Genomic DNA, 25,707 nt, shown 5'->3' with positions numbered 1-25,707 from the left:
CGGGGCCGGTTCCAGAAGTTCCTGGGCCAGGCTCCGCACCCGGGTATCGATGTCGTCGCAAATGTGGCGCACGACCTCGATGGGCTGACCTGCCGGGTCGTCAAGCTTCCAATCCATGTATCGCTTTCCTGGGAAAACGGGGCATGCATCGCCACATCCCATCGTGACTACGACATCCGACGCCTCGACTGTGGCCGGGTCGAGCTTTTGCGGGAAGGCGCCTTCCACGTTGAGTCCACGTTCGGCTAGGACAGCCAGGGCGGTTGGATTCACTGTGTCGGCCGGGGCCGAACCGGCCGAGCGCACTGTGATGAGTCCCTGCGAGTAGTGCGACAGCAAAGCGGCGGCCATTTGGGAACGGCCCGCGTTGTGGACGCAGACGAAGAGCACTTGTGGAGGTGAGGTCATGACGAATCCTTGCTAGTAACGGGTACTGCCACGGAGGTGGCGGTCGAGGAATCGGTAAAGAATCGGCGGGCCCACAAACTCACATAGACGAGGCCCACGAGGACGGGCACTTCGATCAACGGACCGACAACGCCAGCGAGCGCTTGGCCTGAGCTGACGCCGAACGTGGCAATGGACACGGCGATGGCCAGTTCGAAGTTGTTTCCGGCGGCGGTGAAGGCCAAGGCTGTCGTACGCGGGTAGTTCAATCCCAGCGCGTGGCCGAGAACGAACGAGCCCGCCCACATGAGACTGAAGTATGCCAACAGCGGTATGGCGATGCGAGCCACGTCAAGGGGTTGAGAGGTGATTGCCTCGCCCTGCAACGCGGTCAAGATGACCACCGTGAACAAGAGCCCGTAGAGCGCGAACGGGCCGATTCGGGGTAGGAAACGGTTCTCATACCAGTCGCGGCCGCGACGACGTTCACCGACGCGACGGGTGAGGTAACCGGCGGCCAAGGGCACGCCGAGGAACACCAGTACGTTCAACGCGATCGCCGCCGGCGAGACGTCCAGGCCGGTGGCGGAGAGGCCCAGCCAGGTGGGCAATAGGTCTAGGTAGAACCATCCGAGGCCCGCGAACGCCACTACTTGGAACAGGGAGTTCAACGCGACCAGGACGGCGGTGGCTTCACGGTCGCCCAGTGCCAGGTCATTCCAGATAACGACCATGGCGATGCATCGGGCGAGTCCGATGATGATGAGGCCGGTGCGGAATTCGGGGTGGTCGGGCAGAAAAAGCCACGCCAAGGCAAACATGAAGGCGGGGCCGACCAGCCAATTTAGCGCCAGTGAGGCGATGAGAAGTTTCCGGTCGCGAGTGACGGTATCGAGCCGGTCGTACCGCACCTTGGCTAGGACCGGGTACATCATCAGAAGCAGACCAGCGGCGATGGGCACGGAGATACCGCCGATGGTGAAGGATTCAAGTACGTCGCCCAAGCCTGGCATGAGACGGCCGATTCCCAGCCCGAGAATCATTGCCAGCCCGATCCACACGGGAAGTCCGCGGTCGAGGGTGCTCAAGCGCGCCGCGGTGGGAGAAGAGTTGCTCATTGGACCGCCTGCCTGAGGAGGAGCACCTGAGACAGAGAGGTGAAGGTCTCGTCATTGAGGCGGTAATACACCCAGGTTCCTCGGCGCTCGTGGCTGACCAGGCCCGCTTCACGTAGCACCTTGAGGTGGTGGGACATCGTCGAGGCACTCAGTTCGAAGGGCTCGCTCAAGTCGCACACGCATACCGCGTCGCCCGCGTTCGCGGCGATCATGGCGACGAGGCGCAGCCTGACCGGGTCTCCGAGGGCTTTGAAGGCTGCGGCGAGCTGGGGCGCCTGCGCAGCGGTCAGGTTGTGGTCGATGGCGAATGTGCGCGCACAATCGACGACGACTTCATTAGATTGATTCGACATGCGTCTAATTTGACAGGTCTCGAATCAATCGGCAATGAATCGAGCCGTAGTTCACCGAATCTTCACGCTGAGGTCGCACTGTGTCTAGCGGCGACCTCCCGGAGCTACGCGGGCCTGCTTCGCACTAGCGCACATAAAGCAGCCAGCCATCGCCGAAGCTACGTCGGCGGGCAAGGCCGCCTCACGGCAGCCAGATGATGCCTGCCCACACGCCCAAGAGGCCTAGCAGGATGAGGATCAGACCCCAGGTTGGGATCGTGTACTCGCCCCGCCGATTTCGCGCTATCTCCTCGCGGATGCGCTGTGAGCGCTGCTTGTGGCGCACCCATGGGTCCATGCTGTTGGAACGAGGCGCTGCGGATCCCGCAGGCGAGAGTTTTGATGCGGTGTCATCACCCACCTTTGGCTCCGCGCGGCTAGCGTGCGCGTTGCGCTCAGAGGTCGCCTTTTCGGCGACACCGTCGGATGCGGCCACGTCAAAGTCGGGGCGAGGCTCATTCACCGGTCTACTCTCACATACTGTTGATCAGCTTGTCGACCCTCTCATCACGCGAACGGAACGGGTCCTTGCACAAAACGGTACGTTGTGCCTGATCGTTCAATTTCAGGTGCACCCAGTCGACGGTGAAGTCGCGGCGACGCTCCTGCGCCTTGCGAATGAACTCCCCTCGCAACCGCGCCCGGGTGGTCTGTGGAGGCACTTCCTTCGCCTCGAAAACCTCGACATCTTGCGTGATGCGGTCGACGTTGCCGTGACGTTCCAGCATGTCGAACAGTCCGCGCCCGCGTCGAATGTCGTGGTAGGAGAGGTCCAATTGCGCCACTCGGGGCGAGGACAACGGCAAGCCCCGCTTGGACCGGTAGCGCTCGATCAGGGCCAATTTCGCAACCCAGTCGATCTCACGAGCCACCATGTCCAAATCATCCGATTCAACCGCCTGCAGCGTGCGGCCCCACAGTTCGATGACCCGCTTCGTGGTCGCGTCGGCGCCACGTTGATCAACGAAATCCATCGCCTTCGACAGATATTCCTTCTGAATGTCCAGCGCGGAGACTTCCTTGCCGTTGGAAAGCCTGACTTTGCGCTTGCCGGTGATGTCGTGGGAAATCTCCCGGATCGCCCGGATCGGATTCTCCAAGGTGAAATCGCGCATGGCCACGCCAGCTTCGATCATGCGCAAGACCAAGTCAGCCGATCCCACCTTCAACATGGTGGTCACTTCGCTCACGTTCGAGTCCCCGACGATCACGTGCAGCCTGCGGTAGCGTTCCGCGTCAGCATGCGGCTCATCACGAGTGTTGATGATGGGGCGAGACCGAGTTGTGGCGGAGGAGACACCCTCCCAGATGTGCTCGGCTCGCTGCGAAAGGCAATAACGAGCCCCGCGCGGAGTCTGCAGCACCTTGCCCGCCCCGCAAATAAGCTGCCGCGACACCAGGAATGGAATCAAAACCTCGGCCAGCCGGCCAAACTCTCCGTGCCGCGAGACCAAATAGTTCTCGTGACAACCATATGAGTTGCCCGCTGAGTCGGTGTTGTTCTTGAAAAGATAGATGTCACCCGCGATGCCCTCATCGTGCAGCCGTTTCTCCGCGTCGATCATCAAGCCTTCGAGAATGCGCTCCCCGGCACGGTCATGGCGCACCAAATCTTCGATGGAATCGCATTCGGGAGTGGCGTACTCGGGGTGAGAACCGACATCGAGGTACAGGCGGGCCCCATTGCGCAAAAACACATTGGAGGAACGCCCCCAGCTAACGACCCGCCGGAACAGGTATCGCGCGACTTCATCTGGCGACAGTCGCCGTTGTCCACGAAAAGTACAGGTCACTCCGTATTCGGTTTCGATCCCGAAAATGCGCCTATCCATGGGCAGACTCTACCCCGTCCGCCTGACAAAAACACCCCCTGTGGCGGAATGACTTCAGAATGAGACGGCCCAGCCAGGGCCCGAGGAATCCCGCGAGTTAGCAAGGGGCGCAAGTGCATCACAGTTCCGACATGGCAAAGCCGTGCGCAGTCCTGACACCACGGTAGGTGCTGAATACACACTCCGCGACCGGCTGCGCACGGCGTGCGCTAGGTGACGGCGGTACGGGCCGTCGCCGTCGGATTAGGAGTCTTTGGCGGAGGAATCTCCCTCATCGTCGGAATCGTCATCAGAGGCTGATTCGGACTCCGATGCGGCCTCCGGTTCAGGCATGAGTGCCTCCAACGCCGCGCCGGTGATTCGACGGAACGCCCGCCCTGGGCGCGCTCGCTCCAACACCGCCACTTCCAGCACGTCAGTGGTGATCTCCCGGTCGGAGTTCTCATTTGAGCCCAGCGTCTGGACCGCCAAGCGGAACGCTTCGGCCAGTCCCGCCTCGAATGAGTGTCCTTCCTTGATGCGATCAACCAGCTGTTCGGCCTGCCCGCCCATGACGAAGTAACCCGGCTGCGGGTTGATGACGCCATCAAAAGTGAGCTGGTAGAGCTCGTCGGACTTCGGGTTCGGACCGACTTGGGCGACGCACAACTCGACTTCGAAAGGCTTCGTTTGCTCAGTGAAAATCGTTCCCAATGTCTGCGCATAGGCCTTGGCCAAGGACGCCGCCGTCACGTCAGTGCGGTCATAGGCGTAGCCGCGCAAGTCAGCCATACGAACACCAGCGGTACGCAAGTTCTCGAACTCGTTGTACTTGCCGATCGCCGCAAAACCAATCCGGTCATACAGCTCATAGACCTTATGTAGAGAGGCCGAGACATTCTCAGCCACGAACAGGACGCCATCGGCACAGGAAAGCACCACGACGTTGCGGCCCCGAGAGATGTTCTTGCGGGCGTACTCGGAGCGATCCCGCATGATCTGTTCAGGGGAGGTGTAAAACTGCATAGCCATAACAGTTCTCCTTCATATAAGCAGTTGCGGGGGTTGTTATCCACCAGGGTTTTCGTGACGGGCTTCCACGACGGCTCGCGACACCTCGGCCACCTCGTCGGGATCAATGCGGTTGGCGCCTTCGGCCGTCGCGGTGTACACGACAGGGAAGATCTTGCGGGTCAAGTCCGGGCCACCGGTCGCCGAGTCATCGTCAGCCGCGTCATACAGCGCCTCAACCGCCAACCGGACGGTCGCATCAGTGTCCAATCCCGGGCTGTAGCGCTTTTTCAGCGCGCCCTTGGCAAACAACGAACCCGAACCGATCGCATCGTAGTCACGCTCTTCGTAGAGCCCGCCTACGACATCGAAGGAAAATATTCGGCCCGCCTCTTGCGGCGACGCCGCGGAGGTGTCAAACCCGGCAAACAGCGGCAACACCGCTAGGCCTTGCATCGCGGCCGCCAAATTGCCGCGCAGCATCGTCGCCAGCCGATTCGCCTTACCATTGAGGCTCATCGACTGGCCTTCAATTTTTTCATAATGTTGAAGCTCAAGCTGGAAAAGCTTAACCAACTCCAAGCCCATGCCCGCTGCTCCAGCGATCCCAACCACCGAGTAGGCATCGGCGGCGAACACCTTCTCCATGTCCCGGTTGGCGATGTAGTTTCCTTGAGTAGCACGCCTGTCACCAGCCATGACAACTCCGTCGGCACACCGCAGCGCCACGATCGTCGTCGCGTGCGCGGTGGAGTCGCTGTAGTCTCCCGGCGGCAACGGACGCCGCCCTGGCAACAAATCCGGTGCCACCTGGGAAAGAAAGTCAGTAAAAGATGAGGTGCCGGCCGTCATATACGCACTCGGCAGTTTGCCTGGGAATCCTTGCTCTGTAGTCACGACCTGACCTCCTAATATTCGCCATATTCATCATCGGTGCCCCATGCGACCACACCGGTTTCGATCAAACCGATCGACCAACCGTAACGGCACAACGCGCGAGGCTGTCCCTAAGATTGCTCTGCATCGGGCTCGAACGCAAGCGGTAGCCGGCGTATTTTCGCAACCAGCGAACCACCGGCGAGACGTTGCACCGCAACGCAGCTAGCCCAACTAGCGACGTCACAACGCCTGCGTATGTTCATCCCATCACCTGCGCCGCCCAAAATAATAATGGACCCAACCTGCGGGTCCACCATCGTGGATTCTCGGTTTGTTCACAAGATGTGGTGCCCCAATATGTTACGGGGGCGACGGCCGACAACCCGAACAAACGCACCGCAGTCGCGCCCGGTGGTTGTTTGGATCTCGACGTCGAACTCGACTGCGTCAAGACAGTCACAGCGGTCAGTTCACGTCGTAGCGAAGTTCAGCATTCCATCCAAGACGAACGCATGGCACGGGGGTCAGTGGACCTGCCATACGGCTATCGAGTGCGAACAGGTAGGTCGACAACCAGACACCTGCTTCTTCTTGCCGTATAACGTCGTTCCTGGTTTTCGAAGCCCCGTTTACCGCAATGCATGATTGCCGAAATCAGACGGCCTCGAAACCCCCTGGGCCTCAGCGACGAACGTTGAGGCCGACCGCGCGCTTAGCGTGCCGTCGGGCCAGCCGACTACTGGCCGCCCTTCTGGACAAACGAGCGCACGAACTCATCGGCGTTCGTCTCCAGAACATCGTCGATCTCATCGAGTAGGTCATCGACTTCCTCGGTGATCTCTTCGTGTCGTTCAGCCACATCCGAGTCGACTGTGGCTTCGGTTTCCTCGTGTTCGGTTTCTTGACGGGAACGTTGCGACTGTGACTGCCCGCCTGAATCCTTGGTAGCCATCTCGCACTCCCCTCTATATAGAGCTATCCGTGTCGTATGACCGTTACACTACCGCGCGTCTACGACCTTTTACTAGTCCTACGCCCAACCTCGGCTACATATTCCCGATTCCGAGCTTTGGTCACAAAAACCCCTTTCCGGGTTCGGCAACTTCCCGACCAAAGCGGGTTCACGATTCGTAATCTCTGGCAAAGCCGCCGCTAGAACGGCTGATCGTTCCGGTTCGGTCTGCCGTGAAATCCATCTCTCCGACACCGAGGCTTATGCATAAGGGCAAACTCAAAGCCGCAGTAGCCAAAGTTTACGCAGGTAAACGAGCTGGCGAGAAACCGAAAGCACCTTTTGCATAAGCCTCACTGCAAACCAGAGCAATGCTCCATGTTCCACATGGCGTTTCGCGGCCACCGCACAATGGCACCGCACCCCTAGGCCCCGGATACTACGGGCGGACGTTACGACCTCCTAGAGAGCAATCCCTAATCACCTGTGATGATGTCGAGCAAGTCCTTGGCCGCCGCGCAGCGGTCGAACAAATCACCAACATGAGCCTTCGTACCTTTCTCAGGCTCCATCATGGGCACTCGCACCAACGAGTCAGATCCGACATCGAAGATGACCGAATCCCACGATGCGGCAACCACTTCCGATGGATACCGAGAAAGACACCGGCCCCGGAAGAAAGCACGAGTGTCATGCGGGGGTTCAAACATTGCCTCATTGACCTGTTCGTCGGTAAACATACGCCGCATCCGCCCCCGCGAAACCAGACGGTGGTACAGCCCCTTTTCAGGTCGAACATCGTGATATTGCAGGTCGATAGCTTGCAACTTGGTCGAGTTCCAATCAAGACTCTCCCGGTCCCGGTAGCGGTTGAGCAGTTGCAATTTCGCCGGCCAGTCCAATAGGTCGGCACACTCGAACGGGTCACGCGCCAACTTATCCAGAACCTCTCCCCACAGTGCCAAGACCCGCTTGGTCTCATCATCGGGGTCAGTACCGCAAAAAGCCTCGGCTTGCTTCTGAATCTCCTGCTGCAATTGCACGGCGGTCAATTTCTTACCATTACGCAGGCGGATCTCGTGTTGGAGAGTCGGATCGTGGCTAACGGCCCGCAACTCGGGAACTGGGTCCGCAATGGATAGTGACCCATCAAACGCTCCCGCCTCAATCATCGCCAGCACGATCGAGGCGGTACCCAACTTCAAGTATGTCGCGTACTCAGCCAGGTTGGCGTCGCCGATGATCACGTGTAGACGTCGATATCTCTCCGCATCCGCGTGCGGCTCATCACGGGTATTGATAATCGGCCGCTTCAAGGTCGTTTCAAGCCCGACCTCGACTTCAAAGAAGTCCGAACGTTGCGTTATCTGGAAGCCCGACTCCGAGGCGTCTTGCCCAATACCTATACGCCCCGCTCCGCACATCACCTGCCGCGACACAAGAAACGGCGTAAAGTGCGAAATGATGTCGGAAAAGGGTACGGAGCGACTCATGAGGTAATTCTCATGCGCCCCGTAGGAAGCGCCCTTGTTATCTGTGTTGTTCTTGTAGAGGTTAATCGCGCCGATACCCGGAGTGGCAGCCGCTCGGGCAGCAGCCTCAGCCATGGTGACTTCGCCAGCTTTGTCATAGAGCACCGCCTCGGCCGGATTTGTGACCTCCGGCGTGGAGTATTCGGGGTGGGCGTGATCGACATAGAGCCGCGCGCCATTGGTCAAAATGACGTTGGCCAGCCCGGTGTCGTCGTCGGCGAGGTTCTCGGCCGGGTCATAGAGCGCCCCGGAATAGGTGAACCCACGCGCATCCCGCAGCGGAGTTTCTTCCTCATAGTCCCAGCGAGCCCGTCCGCCCTTGGCCAACTCGGGCCGGGCCGCATAGGCGTTGACAATTTGGGAGGAGGTCACCATCGGATTCGCGCCTGGCTGACCAGGCACGCTGATGCCATATTCGATTTCTGTACCCATGATGCGACGTACGGTCATGCTTTGAGCCTAACTGTTTCCCCTGAACGCGGCACCAATGCGGCGATGAAATCTGGCGATTTCGGCCCTTGCGTGCTGAATGGACCGCGAAACGGATGTTTGACCCCGAACAGCGAGGGGCCTCCTAGGCTTCGGCATCAAAACGAAACACGGTACCGATGATGAATTGTTCGGCCGCGCCTCGCAGGTTGCTTGCCTGGGAAGGCCTCACTGTCCTGAGGCCACTGAACCTGGTCGTGACTGTTGCGGAAATCTGGCTGTGCCGTTGGCGCATTCGCAGCTGTCATATTCGCCGGGTGGTACGAACATGTTCGCCGCGATGCCGCCATACCCGACCAGTTGCTAAGAGTTCAGCCCGACCTGCGGTCGGGCTGAACTCTTAGTCACGTCGAGAAATACCCATCACCGCACTTCAACAGTGCGCCTCTGAGACGACATCGACAACCTATAGGTACTGGCCAGTATTGGACACCGTGTCAATGGAACGGCCCGAGTCATCGCCCTTACCGCTGACCAAGGTGCGGATGTAGACGATGCGCTCACCCTTCTTACCGGAGATTCGAGCCCAGTCATCGGGGTTGGTGGTGTTCGGCAAGTCCTCGTTTTCCCGGAACTCGTCAACGGTCGCATCCATCAAGTGGTTCAGACGGATACCCTTCTTGTTCGTGCTGAGGAAGTCCTTGATCGCCATTTTCTTGGCCCTGGCCACGATGTTTTCGATCATGGCCCCTGAGTTGAAGTCCTTGAAGTACAGGACTTCCTTGTCGCCATCGGCATAGGTGACCTCAAGGAAACGGTTCTCATCGGTTTCCGCGTACATGCGTTCCACGACCGCCTGCACCATCGACTGCACTGTGGCTTCTCGGTCCTTGTCGTTCTCGGCCAGGTCATCCGCGTGTAGCGGCAGATCAGTGGTGATGTACTTCGAAAAGATGTCCTTGGCGGACTCGGCGTCTGGGCGTTCGATCTTGATCTTGACGTCAAGACGACCGGGTCGCAGGATAGCCGGGTCGATCATGTCTTCCCGGTTCGAGGCCCCGATGACAATGACGTTCTCCAGGCCCTCCACGCCGTCTATTTCGCTGAGTAGCTGCGGGACGATCGTGTTCTCCACGTCCGAGGAGACACCAGAGCCGCGAGTACGGAACACGGAGTCCATCTCGTCGAAGAAGACGATCACCGGCAGGCCCTCGGAAGCCTTCTCTCGTGCCCGCTGGAAGACCAGTCGGATGTGGCGTTCGGTCTCTCCGACGTACTTGTTGAGTAGCTCCGGCCCCTTGATATTGAGGAAGAAGCTCTTGGTTTGGTTTTCTCCGCCATCACCGCGCAGTTCGGTGACCTTCTTCGCCAGCGAATTGGCAACGGCCTTAGCGATCAGCGTCTTACCGCAACCAGGAGGCCCATACAACAGCACTCCCTTTGGCGGACGTAGCTGATGCTCGGCGAACAGCTCCGCGTGCAGGAATGGCAACTCCACGGCATCACGGATGAGCTCGATTTGCCCATCGAGTCCACCGATGTCGTAGTAATCGACGTCGGGAACTTCTTCCAGGACCAGTTCCTCGACCTCGCTCTTGAGGATGCGCTCGTAGGCGTAGCCAGCACGGGACTCCACCATCAGCGAGTCTCCCGCCCGCAGCGGAGTGTTCCGCAAAATGTCGGCCAGGTAGACCACGCGCTCCTCGTCAGCGTGGCTAGTCACCAAGGCCCGGTCGGGAGATCCCCCCTCGGGATCTTCCAACAGCTCCTTCAGGGTGACAACTTCTCCGATGCGTTCATAGTCGAGCACCTCGACGACGTTCATAGCGTCGTTGAGCAACACCTCTTGGCCCTTTTCGAGGGTTTCAACCTCGATCGACGGCGCCAGCGATACCCGGAACTTTCGGCCCGACGTGAACACGTCGGCCGTACCGTCTTCCCTCGCTTGGAGGAACACCCCGTAGCCCGACGGGGGCTGAGCAAGTCGGTCGATTTCTTCTTTCAAGGACACGATCTGGTCGCGGGCCTCTTTCAAGGTGGCAACCAGTCGATCATTCTGTTCTCCCAGGCGGTCAACTTGAGCCTGCGCGGCAGCGAGCCGCTCTTCGAGCATGTTGACCTGGCGCGGAGACTCAGTGAGCTTTCGTCGCGCCGCTGCGAGTTCGTCTTGCAATTCTTCTACCTCTTGAGTGAGGTCCTCGGGATCAGTGTTTGCGCCAACGGTTGTCCTACGGTCGTCATCATTTCGTGCCACGGGTCACACCTCCCGGGTGAGGGTCCTGCTTCAACCGTAACGGTTGAAGGTAGCCCATAGTAAGACTCGACACTGTCATTGCGCCAGCATCTCGACGGCAATTAGTCTAGGAATGTGTCTACCATGCCAGAAGATGTCACAGTTCTCATCGACCAAGACGCGTGTACCGGAGATGGTCTCTGTGTCCAGTATGCGCCCGACGTGTTCGAGTTCGACATCGACGGATTGGCGTATGTCAAAGACTCCTCGGGCGAGCTCAAAACCGCCGAAGGGGCGAGCGTTCCAGTCCCTGACCACCTGAGACTCGATATCGTCGATGCCGCGCGAGACTGCCCGGGCGAGTGCATCTATGTTCGCAACGCGCGCAACGGAGAGGACGTCGCGGGCCCCAACGCCGAGGATTAAAGGCACCACGCCGTCCGATAAAAAATGCGCCCAAGACGAGAAAAAATCGCCTTGGGCGCGCTGTGCTTGAATGACAAAAATCAACTATCCGACAACACTGGGTAGCGAAGCTTCCACATGGCGGGAATGCCTCGCCTCAACGGGAAGCGGTAAGCGGTTGCGCAACCGCTTACCGCCGAAAATTGGCAGCTAGCCGCAAATTTTCGAACTACTCATCGGTCCCCGCTGAGAGTTGCGCCTGCCGAGCTTTACGGTCCGCCAGCGCCTGCGAACCTTTCGAAGGCTTGCGCCTGCGCTGGGGGGCCTTTGTTCCCGGGGCCAGCTTGCGGGCGACGACCAGGAACGCGGTATGGGCGATCATACGGTGATCGGGGCGTACGGCGAGCCCTTCGAGGTGCCATCCTCGCACCATCGATTCGAAGGCTGCGGGTTCGGTGAAGCAGCCCCTCTCACGCAATGCTTCGACGAGATCCGACATTTGCGTCGTGGTGGCTACGTAGCCGACGAAGACTCCGCCGGGCCGAAGGGTTTTCTCGACGGTGTCGAGGGCTTCCCAGGGAGTCAGCATGTCGAGTATGAAGCGGTCGGCGGATTCGACATCACATTCAGAGACATCGCCGACGGTGAGCGTCCAGTTGTCGGGTTTCCTGCCCTGCCAGTTTTCGACGTTCTGGCGGGCGATCTGAGCAAAATCCTCGCGCAGTTCCCAGGAGTGGACGTGCCCGGTTTCGCCGACGGCTCGCAGCAACCAGTTGGTCAGCGCTCCTGAACCGGCGCCTGCCTCGATCACGCGGGCGCCTGGGTAGATGTCGCCGTAAGTGAGGATCATCGCGGAGTCTTTGGGGTATATGACTTGGGCCCCGCGCCTCATCGACAGGATGTAGTCGGGCAGCAACGGACGGAGGGCAAGGTATGCGGTGCCGCCTGAGGACTCGACCACGACCCCGTCAGGGCCGCCTATGAGGTCGTCGTGGTTGATTTGTCCGCGATGGGTGTGAAATGAGCCGCCTTCGGCGAGGGTGATGGTGGAGTGGCGGCCCTTTTGATCGGTCAGCTGGACGCGATCGCCCGGTCGCATGGTGCGGGAGAGCTCTGGCGCGGTCGGCGTCGCTTCAGCCGACTCGGCCACCTCTGGTGCCGCGGCTAGGGTTTCCTCCTCGCAGGAGGCATCGTTCCTCGCGGCTTCGCTGACTTTAGGCTCCACAAATGTTCCTCTCACACGGCGCACAAACTCGTTCATGGTACGGCCCGCACAATGTCGGTGCGGCGGGCCAGGGGGATATCGGGGGCTGTGGCACAGGTGGCGAGCTGATTTAGCGCAAGCGTCGTACTACGGCCGAGGCGAGCAGAATTCCCTTGAGCTCCTCGCCGTCGCAGACAAGGTACTCGTCGGCTGGTCGCGCACGCATCGCGTCGATGAGGTCGCCGCCTGTCAGATCGACCTCAAGGCTCGGGAAGTGCTGTAGCGAACGCATGAGGTCCTCGATGCCCAGTTCCCCGGTGCGTTCTGGGGGCACTGAGCCGACGATGTGGGAGTGGGCGACTCCGACTGGTCTGCCGTTGTCGATGACGATCGCGGGGCGCTGGGGCCCGAATTCGCTGGGTAGGTGGTTCAGCCGAGTTCCGAGGGGGACCTCCACCACAGGTAGATATAGATCGGCGGCACGGACGCGCGTGAGTTTGCTGCGCATCCGACCGAGTGTGACGGCGTTGGAGGCTCCGAACCATAGTTCGACGCCGACGATGGCGAGGATGACTAGCCCAAGTAGCGATAGCCAACCGCTGGAAAAGAGGTACAACCCGAGGCCGATTGTGGCTAGGGCGATCGCGCGGCCCGCTTGTCCGGCGATGACATACGAACCGTCTTTGTTGCCGCTGACTTTCCATAGCAGGGCATGGAAGGCGCGGCCCCCGTCCAAAGGCAGCCCTGGCAGCAGGTTGTAGACGGTGACCAGCAGGTTTGCGATGGCGATTTGGAAGGCCACGGTCCATACGATGGTTTGGCTGGGAAGGGCAAGCATGCCAGCGATGCCGACTAGGCCCAAAGCGGCGGACACTGCGGGGCCAGCCAACGCGATTCCAGCTGAAATGCCTGGTCGTGGGGCTTCGCGGGTGGTTTCGGTGAAGCCTCCTAGCCCATCGAGGGTGATGGAGGTGACGCCGATTCCGCAGAGGCGGGCTGTCACCGCGTGGCCCAGCTCGTGCAGAAGGACTGACAGCAGCAAAGTGAGGGCGAAGAGGGAACTGACGGCGAACAGGGCGGCAGTGGGAAGGTCGGGGACGAGTCGGTCGACCACGGGCGCGTAGATGACCACGATGAGTCCGGCCAGGAGCAGCCAGGTGTAGCCGAGGATGATCGGGATGCCGCCAAGGCGGAGAATCGTGAATCCACTCCGGCGCATCGAAGTTACGGAAGCCATCGCGATCCATGGTACGGAAACGCGTCGGACCTAGGCGATACAGTCGACTCATGTCTGTTTCTCGTCCTCGTGCGCTGTCGCCTTCTCGCGCCAGCGACTTCAAACAGTGTCCGCTTCTTTATCGGTTGCGCGCGATCGACAAATTGCCAGAGCCGCCGTCGCAGGCGCAGGTGAAGGGGACGCTTGTGCATGCGGTGCTCGATCAGCTCTATGAGGTGGACGCGCGGCGGCGCACGGTCGAGGAGGCGTTGACGATGCTGGAGCCTCAGTGGTCGCAGCTGCGACAGAAGCATCAAGAGGAATATGCTGACTTGTTTGCGTCCTCGACTGAGGAGTCGCTGTGGTTGAAGTCGGCTCGCGGCTTGGTGGAGTCGTATTTCGGCATGGAGGACCCATCGCGGTTGGAGCCAGCGAGTAGGGAGTCGTTTGTGGGGGCGACGTTGGCTGACGGTACGCGGTTGCGCGGGGTCCTTGACCGGGCCGATATCGCCCCGGCCGGTCAGGTACGGCTGGTGGACTATAAGACGGGCAAGGCCCCTCCACAGGCGTATCAGGACAAGGCCCTTTTTCAAATGAAGTTTTACGCGCTTGTGTGGTGGCGCACGCACGAGGTTGTCCCGACACTGCTGCGGCTGATGTATTTGCAGGACCAGCAGGTGCTGGACTACTCCCCCACAGCTGAGGAGCTGGAGAAGTTCGAGCGTACGGTCCAGGCGTTGTGGGCAGCGATGCAAGAGGCGATGGATACTGGTGACTTTCAGCCGCGCACGTCAAAGTTGTGTGGGTGGTGTGCACACCAGAAGTTGTGCCCGGAGTTTGGCGGTACGCCGCCGGCGTATCCGCTACCGCTGCCATTGGCGGGCACCTAGCGCAGGACTCTCCTCCCTGGGTAGGAGACTGGTTTCCGCCTGTAACAGGTGGTCTAGCCTTCAGGAGGCCTCTAACGTTGAGATGTGCTTCTGAAAACTCATCTGCATCACCTGCGCGCCTGGTTGCGTGACCGCCCGGTTGCTGCCGACTCGTTGTTGGCGTTTGGCTTGTGGGCCTTGGTGGGTTTGCCTCTGACCCTTTTGGGTAGCGAGATTTCAGAGTTGGGCGTAGTCGTCCCCCTGATTACCATGACTTTGGGTATGGCCACGGTCGCGTTTCGGCGAGTCGCATTGTGGCCAGCCACGGTTGCCTTGATGGCGATTTCGGTGTTGGCGGTAGCGCTATCTCCCGAATGGATCGCGGCGGAGGTGTTCGCGTATCTGGTCATGACCTACACGGCGGCTGCGTATCGGAAGTTCCCAGAGGCTGTGCTCCTGTCGCTTACTTTGTGGACGCCTCCCGTGGCGCTGTCGCTGATTCTGTCTCCACCTGAGGAACAGGTTCTTCTCATCACGGCAATCCTGATCGTCACGAACTGGATGACGCTTTCGACTGCGTTCTTCTTTGGCTGGGTGACGCAGAATCGGCGAACCCGGGTCAAGGAGTTGTTGGATCGTGCCGAGGTTGCTGAAGCCAATCAGCGAGGTTTGGTGGCGCAATCAGTTGCCGACGAGCGGCGTCGCATCGCCCGAGAGTTGCACGATGTGGTGGCGCATCACGTGGCCGCGATGGGTGTCATGGCCTCGGGTGCGCAACGGGTGCTTGATACGGACCTCGAACAGGCGCGCGAGGCGCTGGAGGTCATCACCGACACCTCTCGAACCGCGATGCAGGAGATGCGCGCAATCCTCGAGGTTTTGCGCAATGACGCCGACGATGATGCCTCACAGATGATGCCGCAGCCGGGCCTAGAATCACTGCAAACCCTGGTCTCTCAGTCCCGGCAGGCAGGTCTACCAGTCAAAATGACTGTTAAAGGTCGACCGTTTGCTCCACCGGTTGGCGTCGGATTGGCCATTTATCGGATCGTGCAGGAAGCGTTGACCAACACGTTGAAGCATGGTGGGAAGAATGCCAGAGCCGGAATAGTCGTCAATTACAACGAGAAGGATCTCACCGTCGAAGTGGCCGACTCTGGGCAAGGCACTGGAGCGTTGGACGGAACGGTGGGGCATGGCCTGGTTGGGATGAGGGAGCGGGTGTCTTTGTATGGGGGTAGCCTGTGGCTGGGGCCGCGTCCAGGCGGCGGGTTCCAGGTGAGAGCCACATTTCCGTCGAATCCACAGATGACTCCGACAAGCGCCGAATCGAGAAGGGAATCGCACACGTGACCATTGAGGACACCGCCGAAAAGCGGCCGATTCGGGTGCTGCTGGCCGACGATCAACAACTCTTGCGCGTCGGGTTCAAGATGGTGTTGGGGGCCGAAGAGGACATTGATGTCATCGGCGAGGCTGGCGACGGAGTGGAGGCCATCGAACTGGCCCGCAAGCTGCAACCCGACGTCATCTTGATGGACATTCGCATGCCTCGCAAGGACGGCGTGGCAGCGACGGCCGATATCACCGAGGCGAATCTTCCGGTCCGCGTTCTCATCCTCACCACGTTCGACTTGGATGAATATGTGGTCGGGGCGCTGCGCGCCGGAGCCGCCGGTTTCCTGTGCAAGGATGTGCCGTCCGAAGACTTGGTCGAGGCGATTCGCACGGTCGCGAACGGTGGCGCTGTTGTCGCGCCGCGTATCCTCACGACGCTGCTGGGTCGTTTCGCCGAACACGACCCGACCTCGGCGACAAAGTCGCCTGAGACCCTGAACAACCTCACCAACCGCGAGCGTGAAGTCCTCATGCTCGTAGCCAAGGGCCTCACGAACTCCGAGATCGCGGCCGAACTCGTCGTCGGTGAAACCACGGTCAAGACCCACGTGGGCAACCTATTGGCCAAGCTCGGTGTCCGCGACCGCGTTCAAGCGGTCGTACTGGCCTACGAATCAGGGCTGGTCCAGCCCGGCGCCTGAGCCCAAGAAAAACTGGTATAGAACGCCTTCGTCTCTCGGACACAAAACTAGTAACCACGGGATATCTATCGGTCGTCGACACCGAATAAACGTTAGTATCCCGTAAGGTATGTTTTCCCTCCACTGTGATTGAATTTCCTCACCATTATCATCCACAGTGCACGCTCGAAACCTTTCGTCGAGCGAACTCAGCCCATTTTCAAGCACATTCACGACTCCGGCTTCCTGCGTCAAATGCCGCAAGGATACCGAAATACTACTACGCGAAATGAGATCGTTAGCGTACTCAGAGGCTTATGCAAAAGTGCAAATTCAAGGCCGCAGGAGGCGAAGTTTACGCGGGTAAACGAGCCGACGAGAACGCTGAAAGTGCCTTTTGCATAAGCCTCATTGATAATACTTAGAGCTCCTATCAGGTTTGTTTCCGTGGTGAGGATGGTGTGCTGTCAGTGCGTGGGGAGGCGGAGGTGCTTGTTCATACCCAGCGGGTATGGGCAAGGGCTGACAACGCGGCCAGGCGCGACAGCACACCACCGCAGTAGGAAGAGAAACCTGATAGAAGCTCTTAGGAGGTCATATACCTTCTCACCCATTACACAGTGGCCCATCTGCGCGACGGCCACTGGCATCCACCTAAGAGACGCCCTCATATGCGAACCATTTTCGAAATATCAACACATCTCCATAATTCAAAAAACGAGGACATTTGAAGATAGGATCAGCTGCGAGATTTAGTGTGAATCTCGCCGTCACTGAGGACTCGCTTCATACGCTACAACGGTAAGGACTGACTGGCTTTGGATACAACGTCCCGGCGTACCCGCACCCGTCGAAGCAAGTCCGAAGTCGGGCCGGTTGAACTATTCTTTGATCTAGTCTACGTCTTTGCGATCATTCAACTCTCACACTTGCTGATCGAGCATCTAACGTGGCAGGGAGCTGCTCAAACAGTCATCGTGTTCGGTGCGGTGTGGTGGGGGTGGAACTACACCGCATGGGCCATGAACTGGCTCAATCCCTCCCGCACATCAGTACAGCTATTCTCCGGCACACTCATGTTGGCGGCCTTGGGCATGTCGATCGCGATACCAGACGCTTTCGGTAACGGCGCGTGGCTGTTCGTGGCCTGTTACCTCTTCATGGGAATCCTGCGGCCCGTTTTCATCATGCTCACCTTCAAAGGCGAACAGCTCGCGGCCAACTACCGGATGTTGCTCATATGGACATTGGCCGCTGGAGTGTTTTGGGTGGCTGGGGCGGCTGCGGAACCAGAGGCACGGTTGATCTTGTGGCTGATCGCGGTTCTCATCGACTACCTTGCACCGTTGGCCCACTTTCGAGTTCCCGGAGTCGGCGCTGCTCCCATGCATCTGTGGGAGACCGACTCAGAACACTTGGCGGAACGCAATCGCCTCGTGTTCATCATCGCCTTGGGCGAATCCATCTTGTTGATGGGTGGCACCGTCGTCTACGCAGGCGGGATCACACCGTCGATGGCGCTGAGCCTCCTAGTGGGGTTCGCGTCCTTGTTCGTGCTGTGGTGGAACTACTTCGCGCTTGCAGGTCCCGATACAAAAGGGGGTGACGGTTCCACCGGCGCTCTACGGTCGGCGTACGCCTACGCCCATGCCTTCATGGTCTTCGGCGCGATATTGGTCGCAGTCTCCACCGAGCTGCGGCTCTCTCACGACCACCTCACACCAGCAATTGTGATCGTCACCGTGGGCGGTCCCCTGGTCTACCTCATCGGCAACATCTTGTTCCTCCGCTCTCGCTTTGGACGGATTGCGCGATCCCGCTTTCTCGCCATGGGAGTCCTGGCTGTTATCGGAGTTGCCGGCATCTTCGCCGTCGACGATCTTCCGATCTTGGTGCTCAGCTTGGCCGTCCTCACGGTCACGGGAAGTTTGGCCGCCCTCACCGCTCACCAGCGACAAGCCAGGCCGTCACACAGTGCCTGAATCTACCGGCGAGACACTCGACGTCCCGCGCCCCAAGGCGCCAACGACATCAGGAATATGGCATGCGCGCCATGCTGACTCCCACCCAGACGTGAGTGCCCTTCTTCAAACGTGGATAGAGTCTCCGCGCGCACACGGAAAAGTGCCCTCCGTCAAGGAATCGCGGCGTCCCATCATCTACAAGAGCCCCAACTCGCCACTCCCGAGTACGATGTCCGATATGTCATAGGGCGCTATCTAGCTGGGGTTACGGAAAATGGGAGGAGTGTGTCGTCCATCGCTCGATGGGTTGTCTCCTCCTGTGGGCCCGCTCCCAGGAGGACCATCGGGCTGCTTCTCCCCCTACAGGTGGAGATACAAAAACCTGCCCAAGCAGGAGGTTTTCGGCCCGTAATCAGCATAGTTTTGTACCTACCGATAACGAACTACTCGGATTCACACGAAGCTAAGGAGGAACAGCTGTGTCTACTACACCAGCTGTCGCCAAGACCAACGCGGTTCGCGCCGAGGGCCTATGGAAGGCCTACGGCCACGGCGAAGCCCAAGTCGTCGCGCTGCGAGATGTCTCGATCGAATTTGCCACCGGTCAGTACACCGCCATCATGGGCCCCTCGGGCTCCGGCAAGTCAACCCTGATGCACTGCCTGGCTGGATTGGACTACACCGACCACGGCGTTGTCAACGTCGGCGACACACAAATCACCGGCATGGGAGACAAAGCCCTCACCAAGATGCGCCGGGAAAAAATTGGCTTCATCTTCCAACAGTTCAACCTGCTTCCCACGTTGACCGCCGAAGAAAACATCCTGCTGCCGTTGGGAATTGCGGGTAAGAAGCCCGACAGCGAATGGGTCAGCCGCATTGTCAAGGTTCTCGACCTAGGCGACAGGCTCAAGCACCGTCCCTCGGAACTCTCCGGTGGACAGCAACAACGTGTCGCATGCGCACGCGCTTTGGCATCCCGTCCCGACGTGGTCTTCGCAGATGAGCCCACTGGAAACCTGGACACGAAGTCCGGCACTGAGGTGCTGCGATTCCTGCGCCAGTCTGTCGATGAATTCAACCAGACCATCGTCATGGTCACCCACGACCCAGTCGCCGCCTCGTATGCCGACCGGGTGGTCATTCTCGCTGACGGCCAGATCGTAGACGAGCTCCAGTCCCCCACTGCCGAAACAGTGCTGGACAAGATGAAGCACTTCGAAGAAATCGTCGCTGCCAAGGAAGAGGCCAACCAGGCCGCCGACGCCGGGGAGGCCCGTTAATGTTTCGGGCAACTCTGAGAGGAATGCTGGCGCGTAAAGCGCGCCTGCTGCTCACATCCCTAGCTGTGATGCTGGCGGCCCTCTTCGTTTCGGCCGCGATGGTACTGACCAATTCCCTGGGCGACGCCACGGGGAACCTTCTGGCTGATGCCTACTCGGAAATCGACGTCGTCGTACAGCCTGAGGATCGGTCCTTCGATAGCGGCGGAACGCATGACACAGTTCCCGCTGAAATCAAGGACCTTGTGGAAGGCGTACCTGAGGCAGAACGCACCTTCGGTAACATCGAAGGCTTCGTCAACGCGCTTGACGTGCGCGGAGACCTGGTGGGCAACTTCGCCCCCAATATGGGCTTCGCATGGAATGACGACGACCCGTCCCTCGAACTGCTCGACGGCAGGGGCCCTGTTGAAAACAACGAAGTGGCCGTCTCAACCTTGTTTGAGTCCACAGCTGGTCTAGGCATCGGTGACACCGTGACCGTTTACTCGGGCACCGCCGAACGCGCTGAGTACGACATCGTTGGCACCTACGGGTGGCCCGGTGGCCGGGACTCCTTCGCGGGCGAAACATCGCTGATGTTCACTGTTCCCTCCGCCCAAGAGCTCATGTTCGGCGGCGAGGACGCTTACACCGACGTGCTGGTACAGGCCGCCGACGGAACCTCAGCCGAACAGCTGCGCGACATCATTCGCGGCGAGCTATCAGCATATGACGACGTCGAAGTTGTCACCGGTGAAGAAGCCAGTGAAGCGATGTCCGAAGAGCTGTCGACCATCACCGACGTGGCTGGGTGGATCTTCCTCGGTTTCGGCCTCATCGCCGTCTTCGTGTCGATCTTCCTGATCTACAACACCTTCAATATCGTCGTCGCCCAGCGTCTGAAGGAACTCGCGCTCATGCGTGCCCTGGGTGCCAGCCGGAAACAGGTGAAACGCTCCGTGCTGCTCGAAGCGCTGGTCGTGGGACTCATCGCCTCCATCATCGGCCTTGGGCTGGGAGTGCTGGCCGGTTACGGGCTGTCGAACGCCGCAGCTAACTTCGCTTTGGGTGGCATCGATGTCCCCTTCAACATTCCGCTCTCAGCGGTGTTGTGGGCCTTCGGAGTTGGCGTCGGTGTAACACTGATCTCGGCTCTCATTCCGGCGCGGCGTGCCTCCAAGGTGCCGCCGGTGGCCGCGATGCGCGATGCCGCCACACCTGACAAGTCGATCTTGGTGCCGACGATCCTCGGCTCCATCATCACCGCCGGCGGTATCGGGCTGATCATCTTCGGCTTGCAAGGCCAAATGGGTGGTTTCAGCGTTCAAGGCACCTTTATCGGTATGTTCGCGCTCTTTATCGGTGCGACCCTGCTGACGCCACTTCTGTCACGGCCCATTGTTGGACTCTTGGGTCGCCTCATGGCGTGGGGTATGCCAGGAAAACTTGGTCGCCAGAACGCTTCCCGCAACCCAAGGCGCACGGCCATCACCGCCTCAGCGATCATGATCGGTGTGGCTCTGGTAACGGCCATCGCCACTATGCTCTCGAGTGTCAAGGCGTCCACCGCCGACTTCTTCGAAGACAACATCGACGCCGAACTCATCGTGGGTGGAGTCCAGACCGGACCAATCCCGCCGACGTTCGAAGCCGAGCGCGTCTCCGAGATCGGAGCTCTGTCGGATGTTGACTCCGTGGCCGACATGTACTTCGATTTCACCCAAGTCGACGAGAACATGGCGATCGTGTATTCCTCGCAGAATATGGCGGACACCTTCTCACAGCTTGAAGGGGACGTCGACGCGAACACGTTGAATAACCTCGCGGTCAACGAGGTGATCCTCAACGAAAACAACGCCGAACGATACGACGTCTCCGAAGGAGACACGTTGACGTTGCAGCTGTCGCGTGGAGAAGAGCAAGACTTCCGCGTCGCCAGTGTTTTCACAGATAATGACCTGCTGAACGGCCTTTGGGTCGCACCCGATCACATTGCCGACTTCTCGATCCCGAAACCAGCTCAGGCTTTCGTGAAGCTCGTGGACGGGGCCGACACCGACGCGGTCCAAGGGCAGGTTCAGACGATCATCGACAACGAGCCCGAAGTGAGCGTGTCAAACCACCAGGAATTCGTCGAGCAGGCTACGGCCCCGTTCGATTTCTTCCTCATCGCCATTCAGGTACTTCTAGCTCTGGCATTGATCATCGCTGTCATCGGCGTCATCAACACCTTGGTCCTGTCGGTGCTGGAACGGACCCGTGAACTGGGCCTGTTGCGAGCCGTTGGTATGACACGAGGTCAGACGACCCGGATGATCACGATCGAGAGTGTCACGATCGCCGTGTTCGGAGCATTGCTAGGTATCGGCTTGGGTGTGGCTCTAGGCTGGATCTTCGTTGAAGGGATCGATGGAGCGGGAATCGACACCTTCGCCGTCCCGACCGGATTGATCATCGGTTACCTGATCGCGGCCATCGTCGTCGGTTTCCTCGCAGCCATCGCTCCAGCGGTGCGAGCGGCGAAGCTCGACGTCCTGAAGGCCATCTCATATGAATAGCTAAAAGAACATCGCCTTTAGGTGAGGGGGCTGGTACCAAACGAAACCGCGTTTGGTACCAGCCCCCTCACCTTGTGTATACAAGTTAAGCGCGGCACCTTCACCGCACGTTTTTGCAGCTCATCCATGTCCTCAAGCTCTTGACCCTTTGTCTCTATGACAAATCGCCACACGAACCACAGCGACAAAAGCGCAAACGTCGCGTACAGCCCATATGCCAGCCCCAGACTGACATCGGATAGCCAAGGGAAGGTCATCGTGATTGTCCAGTTGGCCGTCCATTGAGCCGCGGCCGCGAGCGCGAGCGCGCTGGCCCGGATGCGGTTGCCGAACATCTCTCCCAGCAGCACCCAAATGACTGGGCCCCACGAACAGCCGAAGCCGAATACGAACACGTTCGCCGCCACAAGGGCGACAGGGCCCGCCACCTCTCCCAGCTGCGGCACCATTTCACCTTCGTCGGAACTATAGACCTTGGGCGCGGTAGCGAAGAGGTAGGCCATCACCGCCAAACTCACTGTCATGGCAGTGGATCCGACTAGGAGCAAGGGTTTTCGTCCGACTTTGTCGACCAACATAATCGCAACGACGGTCGTGACTATGTTCGTGATCGAGGTGATCACGGTGATGAGCAAAGAGTCCGATTCAGTGAACCCGACGGCCTGCCACAGTACCGAGGAATAGTAAAAAATGACATTGATGCCGACGAACTGTTGAAACATCGACAACAGGATCCCGATCCATACGATCGGCAGCAGCCCAAAGCGTGGTCCTCTGATATCGGACAAACGCGGTTCGTGTTCACTTTTCAAGGAGCGGCGAATCTCGCCGACCTTCTTGTCAACGTCACCGCCGACGGTACGGCTCAGCACGTTGCGTGCGGATCTAAATTTTTGCTTCGAGACCAGGTAGCGAGGAGACTCGGGGATGTGGAGGGCAACGATGAAGTATAGAAACGCCGGAATGGTTTCGGTGGCGAACATCCATCGCCACGCCGCCCCGCCCCATGGGGTCTCAGCAGCGGAGCCACCTGCGATTTCAGCGATGAGATAGCCGACCATCAGCGCTGTGAAAATGCCAGTCACGATAGCTAGCTGTTGGAGGGAACCTAGCCGACCCCGCCATTTCGCGGGGGAGATCTCGGCGATATAGGCAGGCGCGATGACACTTGCCGCGCCCACTGCCAGGCCCCCAATCATGCGCCACATCGTCAGATCCCACGGTGTCATCGCCAATGAACACCCGATGGAAGAGACGAAGAACAATGCCGCAGCGGTCATCATGACGCGAGTGCGCCCACACCAGTTTGCCAGTGGCCCAGCAAACCACGCGCCGACCGCGCAGCCGATCAGCGCCGAGGATACGACGAACCCCAGCGAGAACGATGAGATGCCAAAGGTCGTTTCTAGGGCTCCCACAGTGCCATTGATGATGGCCGTGTCGAATCCGAAAAGGAATCCTCCCAGGGCGGCGGCCCCTGCCACGAAGATCGCGGCCGCTGGCAAGTGGTCGGAATCGTGTTCGGCGGCGTCGAGCTGTGCGCCGTCACCCGTGTGCCTACCGTGGTCAGGGACCCCGCCCTCACTGAGGTTGCCCGCGTTACCTTGCGAATGATTACCCAAAGTCGACCCCTAATTCTTAGTGGTGGTCATCGGGCGATCGTATCCACGTAGGCATCTGTACGGAGGCGAATCAGGCGAACCCTTCAGGTCACGCTGCGGGTAGAGACTCCATATTGGGTTGCCCCTCCGCAGCCCCAATCTCCATGCCTGCCGCCAGGAATGAGGCGATGTCGCTGCGCCATTCCCACAAGGTGGCAGCGTCAACGAAGTTCCTGAGAACGCCCGGGGCGAATGTTCCAAGGGCGTGTGCGACGAGGGGGTCTTCATGACGAGAGTCAAGTTTGTGCATGGCTTCGGGCCGATGTTCGTGGAGAATGGCCCCGAAGGCGATCGCGGTTACCCACAAATCCTGCAAATGCTGGCCCGACATGCAAGCTGCCAAGTGTTCGCCCTTATCGAAGGCGGAGACGGCCTCGGACAGCGACGTGCGGACCGTCCGTTCGCTAATGCCCCACTGAGCCAAAGCCGTGGCGGTCGGAACGTGGTTTGCGGGAACATCGTTGGCAAGGTCGACGATAACGGCGTGCCCGGTAGTCCAGGCCAGGTGCGGTATGAGCCGGGGCGGAGTCAGGATCGAATCGTTGTATTCGAACGCAGGCGAGTGCCGCAGGCACACCGATCGGCGGAGACCATGCTCATCGTTGCCCACAATGCTGGGGACACTCCGGTGTTCGACCAGGTTGGGTACCATCACCACCGTCTCGATGGCACGACTGTGCACGAATCGCAGCAAAGCTTCGTCGTCGGCTTCGTCTGCACGCGCTTGGCACTCCAGGAACGTGGCGAAGTCGATAGCGTGGTGGTGGGGTATGGCCACTGCCGACGTTGGTACGTAGGGGTTGACGACGGGAACGGCGTGGTCCCCGCTCAGGGCGGCCATACGGGCAAGGGTCGCGGTACGCGAGCCCCATTCGACATACAGGCTAACCGCTGACGACGGGTGCAATTCCACGCTTCGCCGGGCAGCTTCGACGAAGTCTTCGGGGACCTCAATGTCATCTTGCAGCAAAAGATGATGTGTGCTGTCGGCTTCGCGCGCTTGTTGGAATGCCACAGTGGCGCTGCGAAGAGCTGTGGGTGGACCATCCGGTTGAGGGTCAATCGCAAGGCGGACTGGGTGCGGACGAACGCGATCGGCGATGGCTTCAGCGGCATCGCGGCGCTTGGGGTGGGTCATGATCGAGATCGACAGATCCACAACGGACCAATGGTGAAGTTTACTTTCAGTTTCCATAATTCTCATCATATTCGCGCTCTTCGCTCGCAGCTAAAGAGCACCTGACGGTCGCTAAAGGAACCTCTTCCTGCTAGTGACAGCGGTAGCGCAGCCGCAATTGCATAGGCGCTATCCAATTCACTCCGGACGACCCCAGGCATCGCAAAGTGTGCGGGTGTGAGGGCTTATGACCGGTGGACTATGTTGCCTCGGTGCGGTTGTGCAGCCGGAGCCCTCAGGCGCGAATCGATAGCACGGGACGGCTGCTGATGCGCGGCTAATCTCAAAGGAAACCAGGTCATGGCGCCGGCGATGAGCATATGGAAAGATGGGGTCGTGGCAAAGCTGGTTTTGGATCTACACGACATTTTCAACAAGGGCCAGAAGATCGACGCTGCCTTGCGCGAGGTCATAGACGAGGCCGTCGACCGCAAAATCGACACCGTCGAGATCATCCCAGGTAAGGGCTCTGGCCAGTTGAAGAAGAAGGTGTTGCGCTTTCTCGACCAGAAAGAGATCAAGGCCAAATATCACCGAGTCGACAAGGACAGTAAGAACTTCGGGCGGCTCTTCGTCTATTTCAAGCACGATCGCGGGCAAGGCAAAGGCCGTAGGAAGCGCTAGCG

General features: G+C 59.5%; 21 protein-coding genes and 1 pseudogene. 8 read left to right on the top strand and 14 right to left on the bottom strand.

From position 1 onward, the window contains the following. Positions 1-3: 3 nt before the first annotated feature. The 10 genes and pseudogenes from JQS30_RS17315 to arc form a co-directional block, all read right to left on the bottom strand. Positions 4-408, bottom strand: a pseudogene (locus JQS30_RS17315) (arsenate-mycothiol transferase ArsC); the annotation flags it as partial. Next, positions 405-1,505 (bottom strand): ACR3 family arsenite efflux transporter, encoded by a 1,101-nt coding sequence (arsB, locus tag JQS30_RS07615; RefSeq protein ID WP_213172753.1) that lies wholly within the window; start codon positions 1,503-1,505, stop codon positions 405-407. The pseudogene JQS30_RS17315 and the gene arsB, both read right to left, overlap by 4 nt. Continuing rightward, positions 1,502-1,858, bottom strand: coding sequence for an ArsR/SmtB family transcription factor (locus tag JQS30_RS07610; RefSeq protein ID WP_213172752.1), 357 nt, complete (start codon positions 1,856-1,858; stop codon positions 1,502-1,504). The genes arsB and JQS30_RS07610 overlap by 4 nt, the downstream gene beginning before the upstream one ends. Before the next feature lie 181 nt (positions 1,859-2,039). Next, entirely contained in the window at positions 2,040-2,360 is a 321-nt protein-coding gene (locus JQS30_RS07605) for a hypothetical protein (RefSeq protein ID WP_213172751.1), read from the bottom strand. Positions 2,361-2,370: 10 nt separating this feature from the next. Further along, complete coding sequence (pafA, locus tag JQS30_RS07600; RefSeq protein ID WP_213172750.1) at positions 2,371-3,729, bottom strand: Pup--protein ligase; 1,359 nt, start codon at positions 3,727-3,729, stop codon at positions 2,371-2,373. A 243-nt stretch (positions 3,730-3,972) separates the two neighbouring features. Then, a complete protein-coding gene (gene prcA / locus JQS30_RS07595; protein ID WP_213172749.1) occupies positions 3,973-4,740 on the bottom strand; it encodes a proteasome subunit alpha in 768 nt (255 codons plus the stop codon). 36 nt (positions 4,741-4,776) lie between these two features. Then, positions 4,777-5,571 (bottom strand): proteasome subunit beta, encoded by a 795-nt coding sequence (prcB, locus tag JQS30_RS07590; RefSeq protein WP_213173009.1) that lies wholly within the window; start codon positions 5,569-5,571, stop codon positions 4,777-4,779. A gap of 763 nt (positions 5,572-6,334) precedes the next feature. Further along, positions 6,335-6,550, bottom strand: a complete 216-nt coding sequence (locus JQS30_RS07585) for a ubiquitin-like protein Pup (RefSeq protein WP_213172748.1) — start codon at positions 6,548-6,550, stop codon at positions 6,335-6,337. Positions 6,551-7,026: 476 nt separating this feature from the next. After that, positions 7,027-8,532: a depupylase/deamidase Dop gene (gene dop, locus JQS30_RS07580; RefSeq protein ID WP_213172747.1), complete on the bottom strand. Its 1,506-nt coding sequence runs from the start codon at positions 8,530-8,532 to the stop codon at positions 7,027-7,029. A gap of 445 nt (positions 8,533-8,977) precedes the next feature. Then, positions 8,978-10,765 (bottom strand): proteasome ATPase, encoded by a 1,788-nt coding sequence (gene arc, locus JQS30_RS07575; RefSeq protein WP_213172746.1) that lies wholly within the window; start codon positions 10,763-10,765, stop codon positions 8,978-8,980. A gap of 123 nt (positions 10,766-10,888) precedes the next feature. Here arc and JQS30_RS07570 point away from each other — a divergent pair, with 123 nt between their 5' ends. Next, the gene (locus JQS30_RS07570) at positions 10,889-11,170 is read left to right on the top strand and encodes a ferredoxin (RefSeq protein WP_246498142.1); all 282 of its coding nucleotides are present in this window, start codon (positions 10,889-10,891) and stop codon (positions 11,168-11,170) included. Between the two features lie 208 nt (positions 11,171-11,378). Here the strand turns inward: JQS30_RS07570 and JQS30_RS07565 are convergent, their stop codons facing one another. Both JQS30_RS07565 and JQS30_RS07560 read right to left on the bottom strand, forming a co-directional pair. Next, positions 11,379-12,248 carry a tRNA (adenine-N1)-methyltransferase gene (locus tag JQS30_RS07565; protein ID WP_213173008.1) on the bottom strand — a complete coding sequence of 290 codons (870 nt, stop codon included), beginning with the start codon at positions 12,246-12,248 and terminating at the stop codon, positions 11,379-11,381. Between the two features lie 235 nt (positions 12,249-12,483). Then, positions 12,484-13,590 carry a M50 family metallopeptidase gene (locus tag JQS30_RS07560; RefSeq protein ID WP_213172744.1) on the bottom strand — a complete coding sequence of 369 codons (1,107 nt, stop codon included), beginning with the start codon at positions 13,588-13,590 and terminating at the stop codon, positions 12,484-12,486. A 50-nt stretch (positions 13,591-13,640) separates the two neighbouring features. Between JQS30_RS07560 and JQS30_RS07555 the strand changes: the two genes are divergently transcribed. The 6 genes from JQS30_RS07555 to JQS30_RS07530 all read left to right on the top strand — a co-directional run bounded on the left by JQS30_RS07555 (position 13,641) and on the right by JQS30_RS07530 (position 22,243). Further along, entirely contained in the window at positions 13,641-14,459 is an 819-nt protein-coding gene (locus tag JQS30_RS07555) for a RecB family exonuclease (protein WP_213172743.1), read from the top strand. 84 nt (positions 14,460-14,543) lie between these two features. Then, complete coding sequence (locus JQS30_RS07550; RefSeq protein WP_213172742.1) at positions 14,544-15,791, top strand: sensor histidine kinase; 1,248 nt, start codon at positions 14,544-14,546, stop codon at positions 15,789-15,791. 80 nt (positions 15,792-15,871) lie between these two features. After that, positions 15,872-16,477: a response regulator gene (locus JQS30_RS07545; RefSeq protein WP_213173007.1), complete on the top strand. Its 606-nt coding sequence runs from the start codon at positions 15,872-15,874 to the stop codon at positions 16,475-16,477. 797 nt (positions 16,478-17,274) lie between these two features. Next, entirely contained in the window at positions 17,275-18,438 is a 1,164-nt protein-coding gene (locus tag JQS30_RS07540) for a low temperature requirement protein A (RefSeq protein ID WP_213172741.1), read from the top strand. Between the two features lie 461 nt (positions 18,439-18,899). After that, complete coding sequence (locus tag JQS30_RS07535) at positions 18,900-19,703, top strand: ABC transporter ATP-binding protein (RefSeq protein WP_213172740.1); 804 nt, start codon at positions 18,900-18,902, stop codon at positions 19,701-19,703. Beyond that, positions 19,703-22,243, top strand: a complete 2,541-nt coding sequence (locus JQS30_RS07530) for an ABC transporter permease (RefSeq protein WP_213172739.1) — start codon at positions 19,703-19,705, stop codon at positions 22,241-22,243. The genes JQS30_RS07535 and JQS30_RS07530 overlap by 1 nt, the downstream gene beginning before the upstream one ends. A 17-nt stretch (positions 22,244-22,260) precedes the next feature. On the opposite strand, the gene JQS30_RS07525 is transcribed toward JQS30_RS07530, so the two are convergent. Both JQS30_RS07525 and JQS30_RS07520 read right to left on the bottom strand, forming a co-directional pair. After that, on the bottom strand, positions 22,261-23,748 hold the full coding sequence (locus tag JQS30_RS07525; protein WP_213173006.1) for a sugar porter family MFS transporter: 1,488 nt from the start codon (positions 23,746-23,748) through the stop codon (positions 22,261-22,263). Positions 23,749-23,953: 205 nt separating this feature from the next. After that, complete coding sequence (locus JQS30_RS07520; protein WP_213172738.1) at positions 23,954-25,099, bottom strand: hypothetical protein; 1,146 nt, start codon at positions 25,097-25,099, stop codon at positions 23,954-23,956. A gap of 294 nt (positions 25,100-25,393) precedes the next feature. Between JQS30_RS07520 and JQS30_RS07515 the strand changes: the two genes are divergently transcribed. Further along, complete coding sequence (locus tag JQS30_RS07515; protein WP_246498109.1) at positions 25,394-25,705, top strand: Smr/MutS family protein; 312 nt, start codon at positions 25,394-25,396, stop codon at positions 25,703-25,705. Positions 25,706-25,707 lie beyond the last annotated feature (2 nt).

This window comes from Natronoglycomyces albus (assembly GCF_016925535.1).
Classification (GTDB): domain Bacteria; phylum Actinomycetota; class Actinomycetes; order Mycobacteriales; family Micromonosporaceae; genus Natronoglycomyces; species Natronoglycomyces albus.
The sequence above is the reverse complement of the archived record's forward strand: the minus strand, read 5'-3'. Positions and strand labels throughout refer to the sequence as shown.

Excerpts from the sequence above, each read along its gene's own strand:
- arsB (WP_213172753.1), bottom strand. The coding sequence starts at position 1,505 with ATGAGCAACTCTTCTCCCACCGCGGCGCGCTTGAGCACCCTCGACCGC.
- JQS30_RS07610 (WP_213172752.1), bottom strand. The coding sequence starts at position 1,858 with ATGTCGAATCAATCTAATGAAGTCGTCGTCGATTGTGCGCGCACATTC.
- pafA (WP_213172750.1), bottom strand. The coding sequence starts at position 3,729 with ATGGATAGGCGCATTTTCGGGATCGAAACCGAATACGGAGTGACCTGT.
- prcA (WP_213172749.1), bottom strand. The coding sequence starts at position 4,740 with ATGGCTATGCAGTTTTACACCTCCCCTGAACAGATCATGCGGGATCGC.
- prcB (WP_213173009.1), bottom strand. The coding sequence starts at position 5,571 with ATGACGGCCGGCACCTCATCTTTTACTGACTTTCTTTCCCAGGTGGCA.
- JQS30_RS07585 (WP_213172748.1), bottom strand. The coding sequence starts at position 6,550 with ATGGCTACCAAGGATTCAGGCGGGCAGTCACAGTCGCAACGTTCCCGT.
- dop (WP_213172747.1), bottom strand. The coding sequence starts at position 8,532 with ATGACCGTACGTCGCATCATGGGTACAGAAATCGAATATGGCATCAGC.
- JQS30_RS07570 (WP_246498142.1), top strand. The coding sequence starts at position 10,889 with ATGCCAGAAGATGTCACAGTTCTCATCGACCAAGACGCGTGTACCGGA.
- JQS30_RS07565 (WP_213173008.1), bottom strand. The coding sequence starts at position 12,248 with ATGCGACCGGGCGATCGCGTCCAGCTGACCGATCAAAAGGGCCGCCAC.
- JQS30_RS07560 (WP_213172744.1), bottom strand. The coding sequence starts at position 13,590 with ATGGCTTCCGTAACTTCGATGCGCCGGAGTGGATTCACGATTCTCCGC.
- JQS30_RS07555 (WP_213172743.1), top strand. The coding sequence starts at position 13,641 with ATGTCTGTTTCTCGTCCTCGTGCGCTGTCGCCTTCTCGCGCCAGCGAC.
- JQS30_RS07545 (WP_213173007.1), top strand. The coding sequence starts at position 15,872 with ATGGTGTTGGGGGCCGAAGAGGACATTGATGTCATCGGCGAGGCTGGC.
- JQS30_RS07530 (WP_213172739.1), top strand. The coding sequence starts at position 19,703 with ATGTTTCGGGCAACTCTGAGAGGAATGCTGGCGCGTAAAGCGCGCCTG.
- JQS30_RS07520 (WP_213172738.1), bottom strand. The coding sequence starts at position 25,099 with ATGGAAACTGAAAGTAAACTTCACCATTGGTCCGTTGTGGATCTGTCG.
- JQS30_RS07515 (WP_246498109.1), top strand. The coding sequence starts at position 25,394 with ATGAGCATATGGAAAGATGGGGTCGTGGCAAAGCTGGTTTTGGATCTA.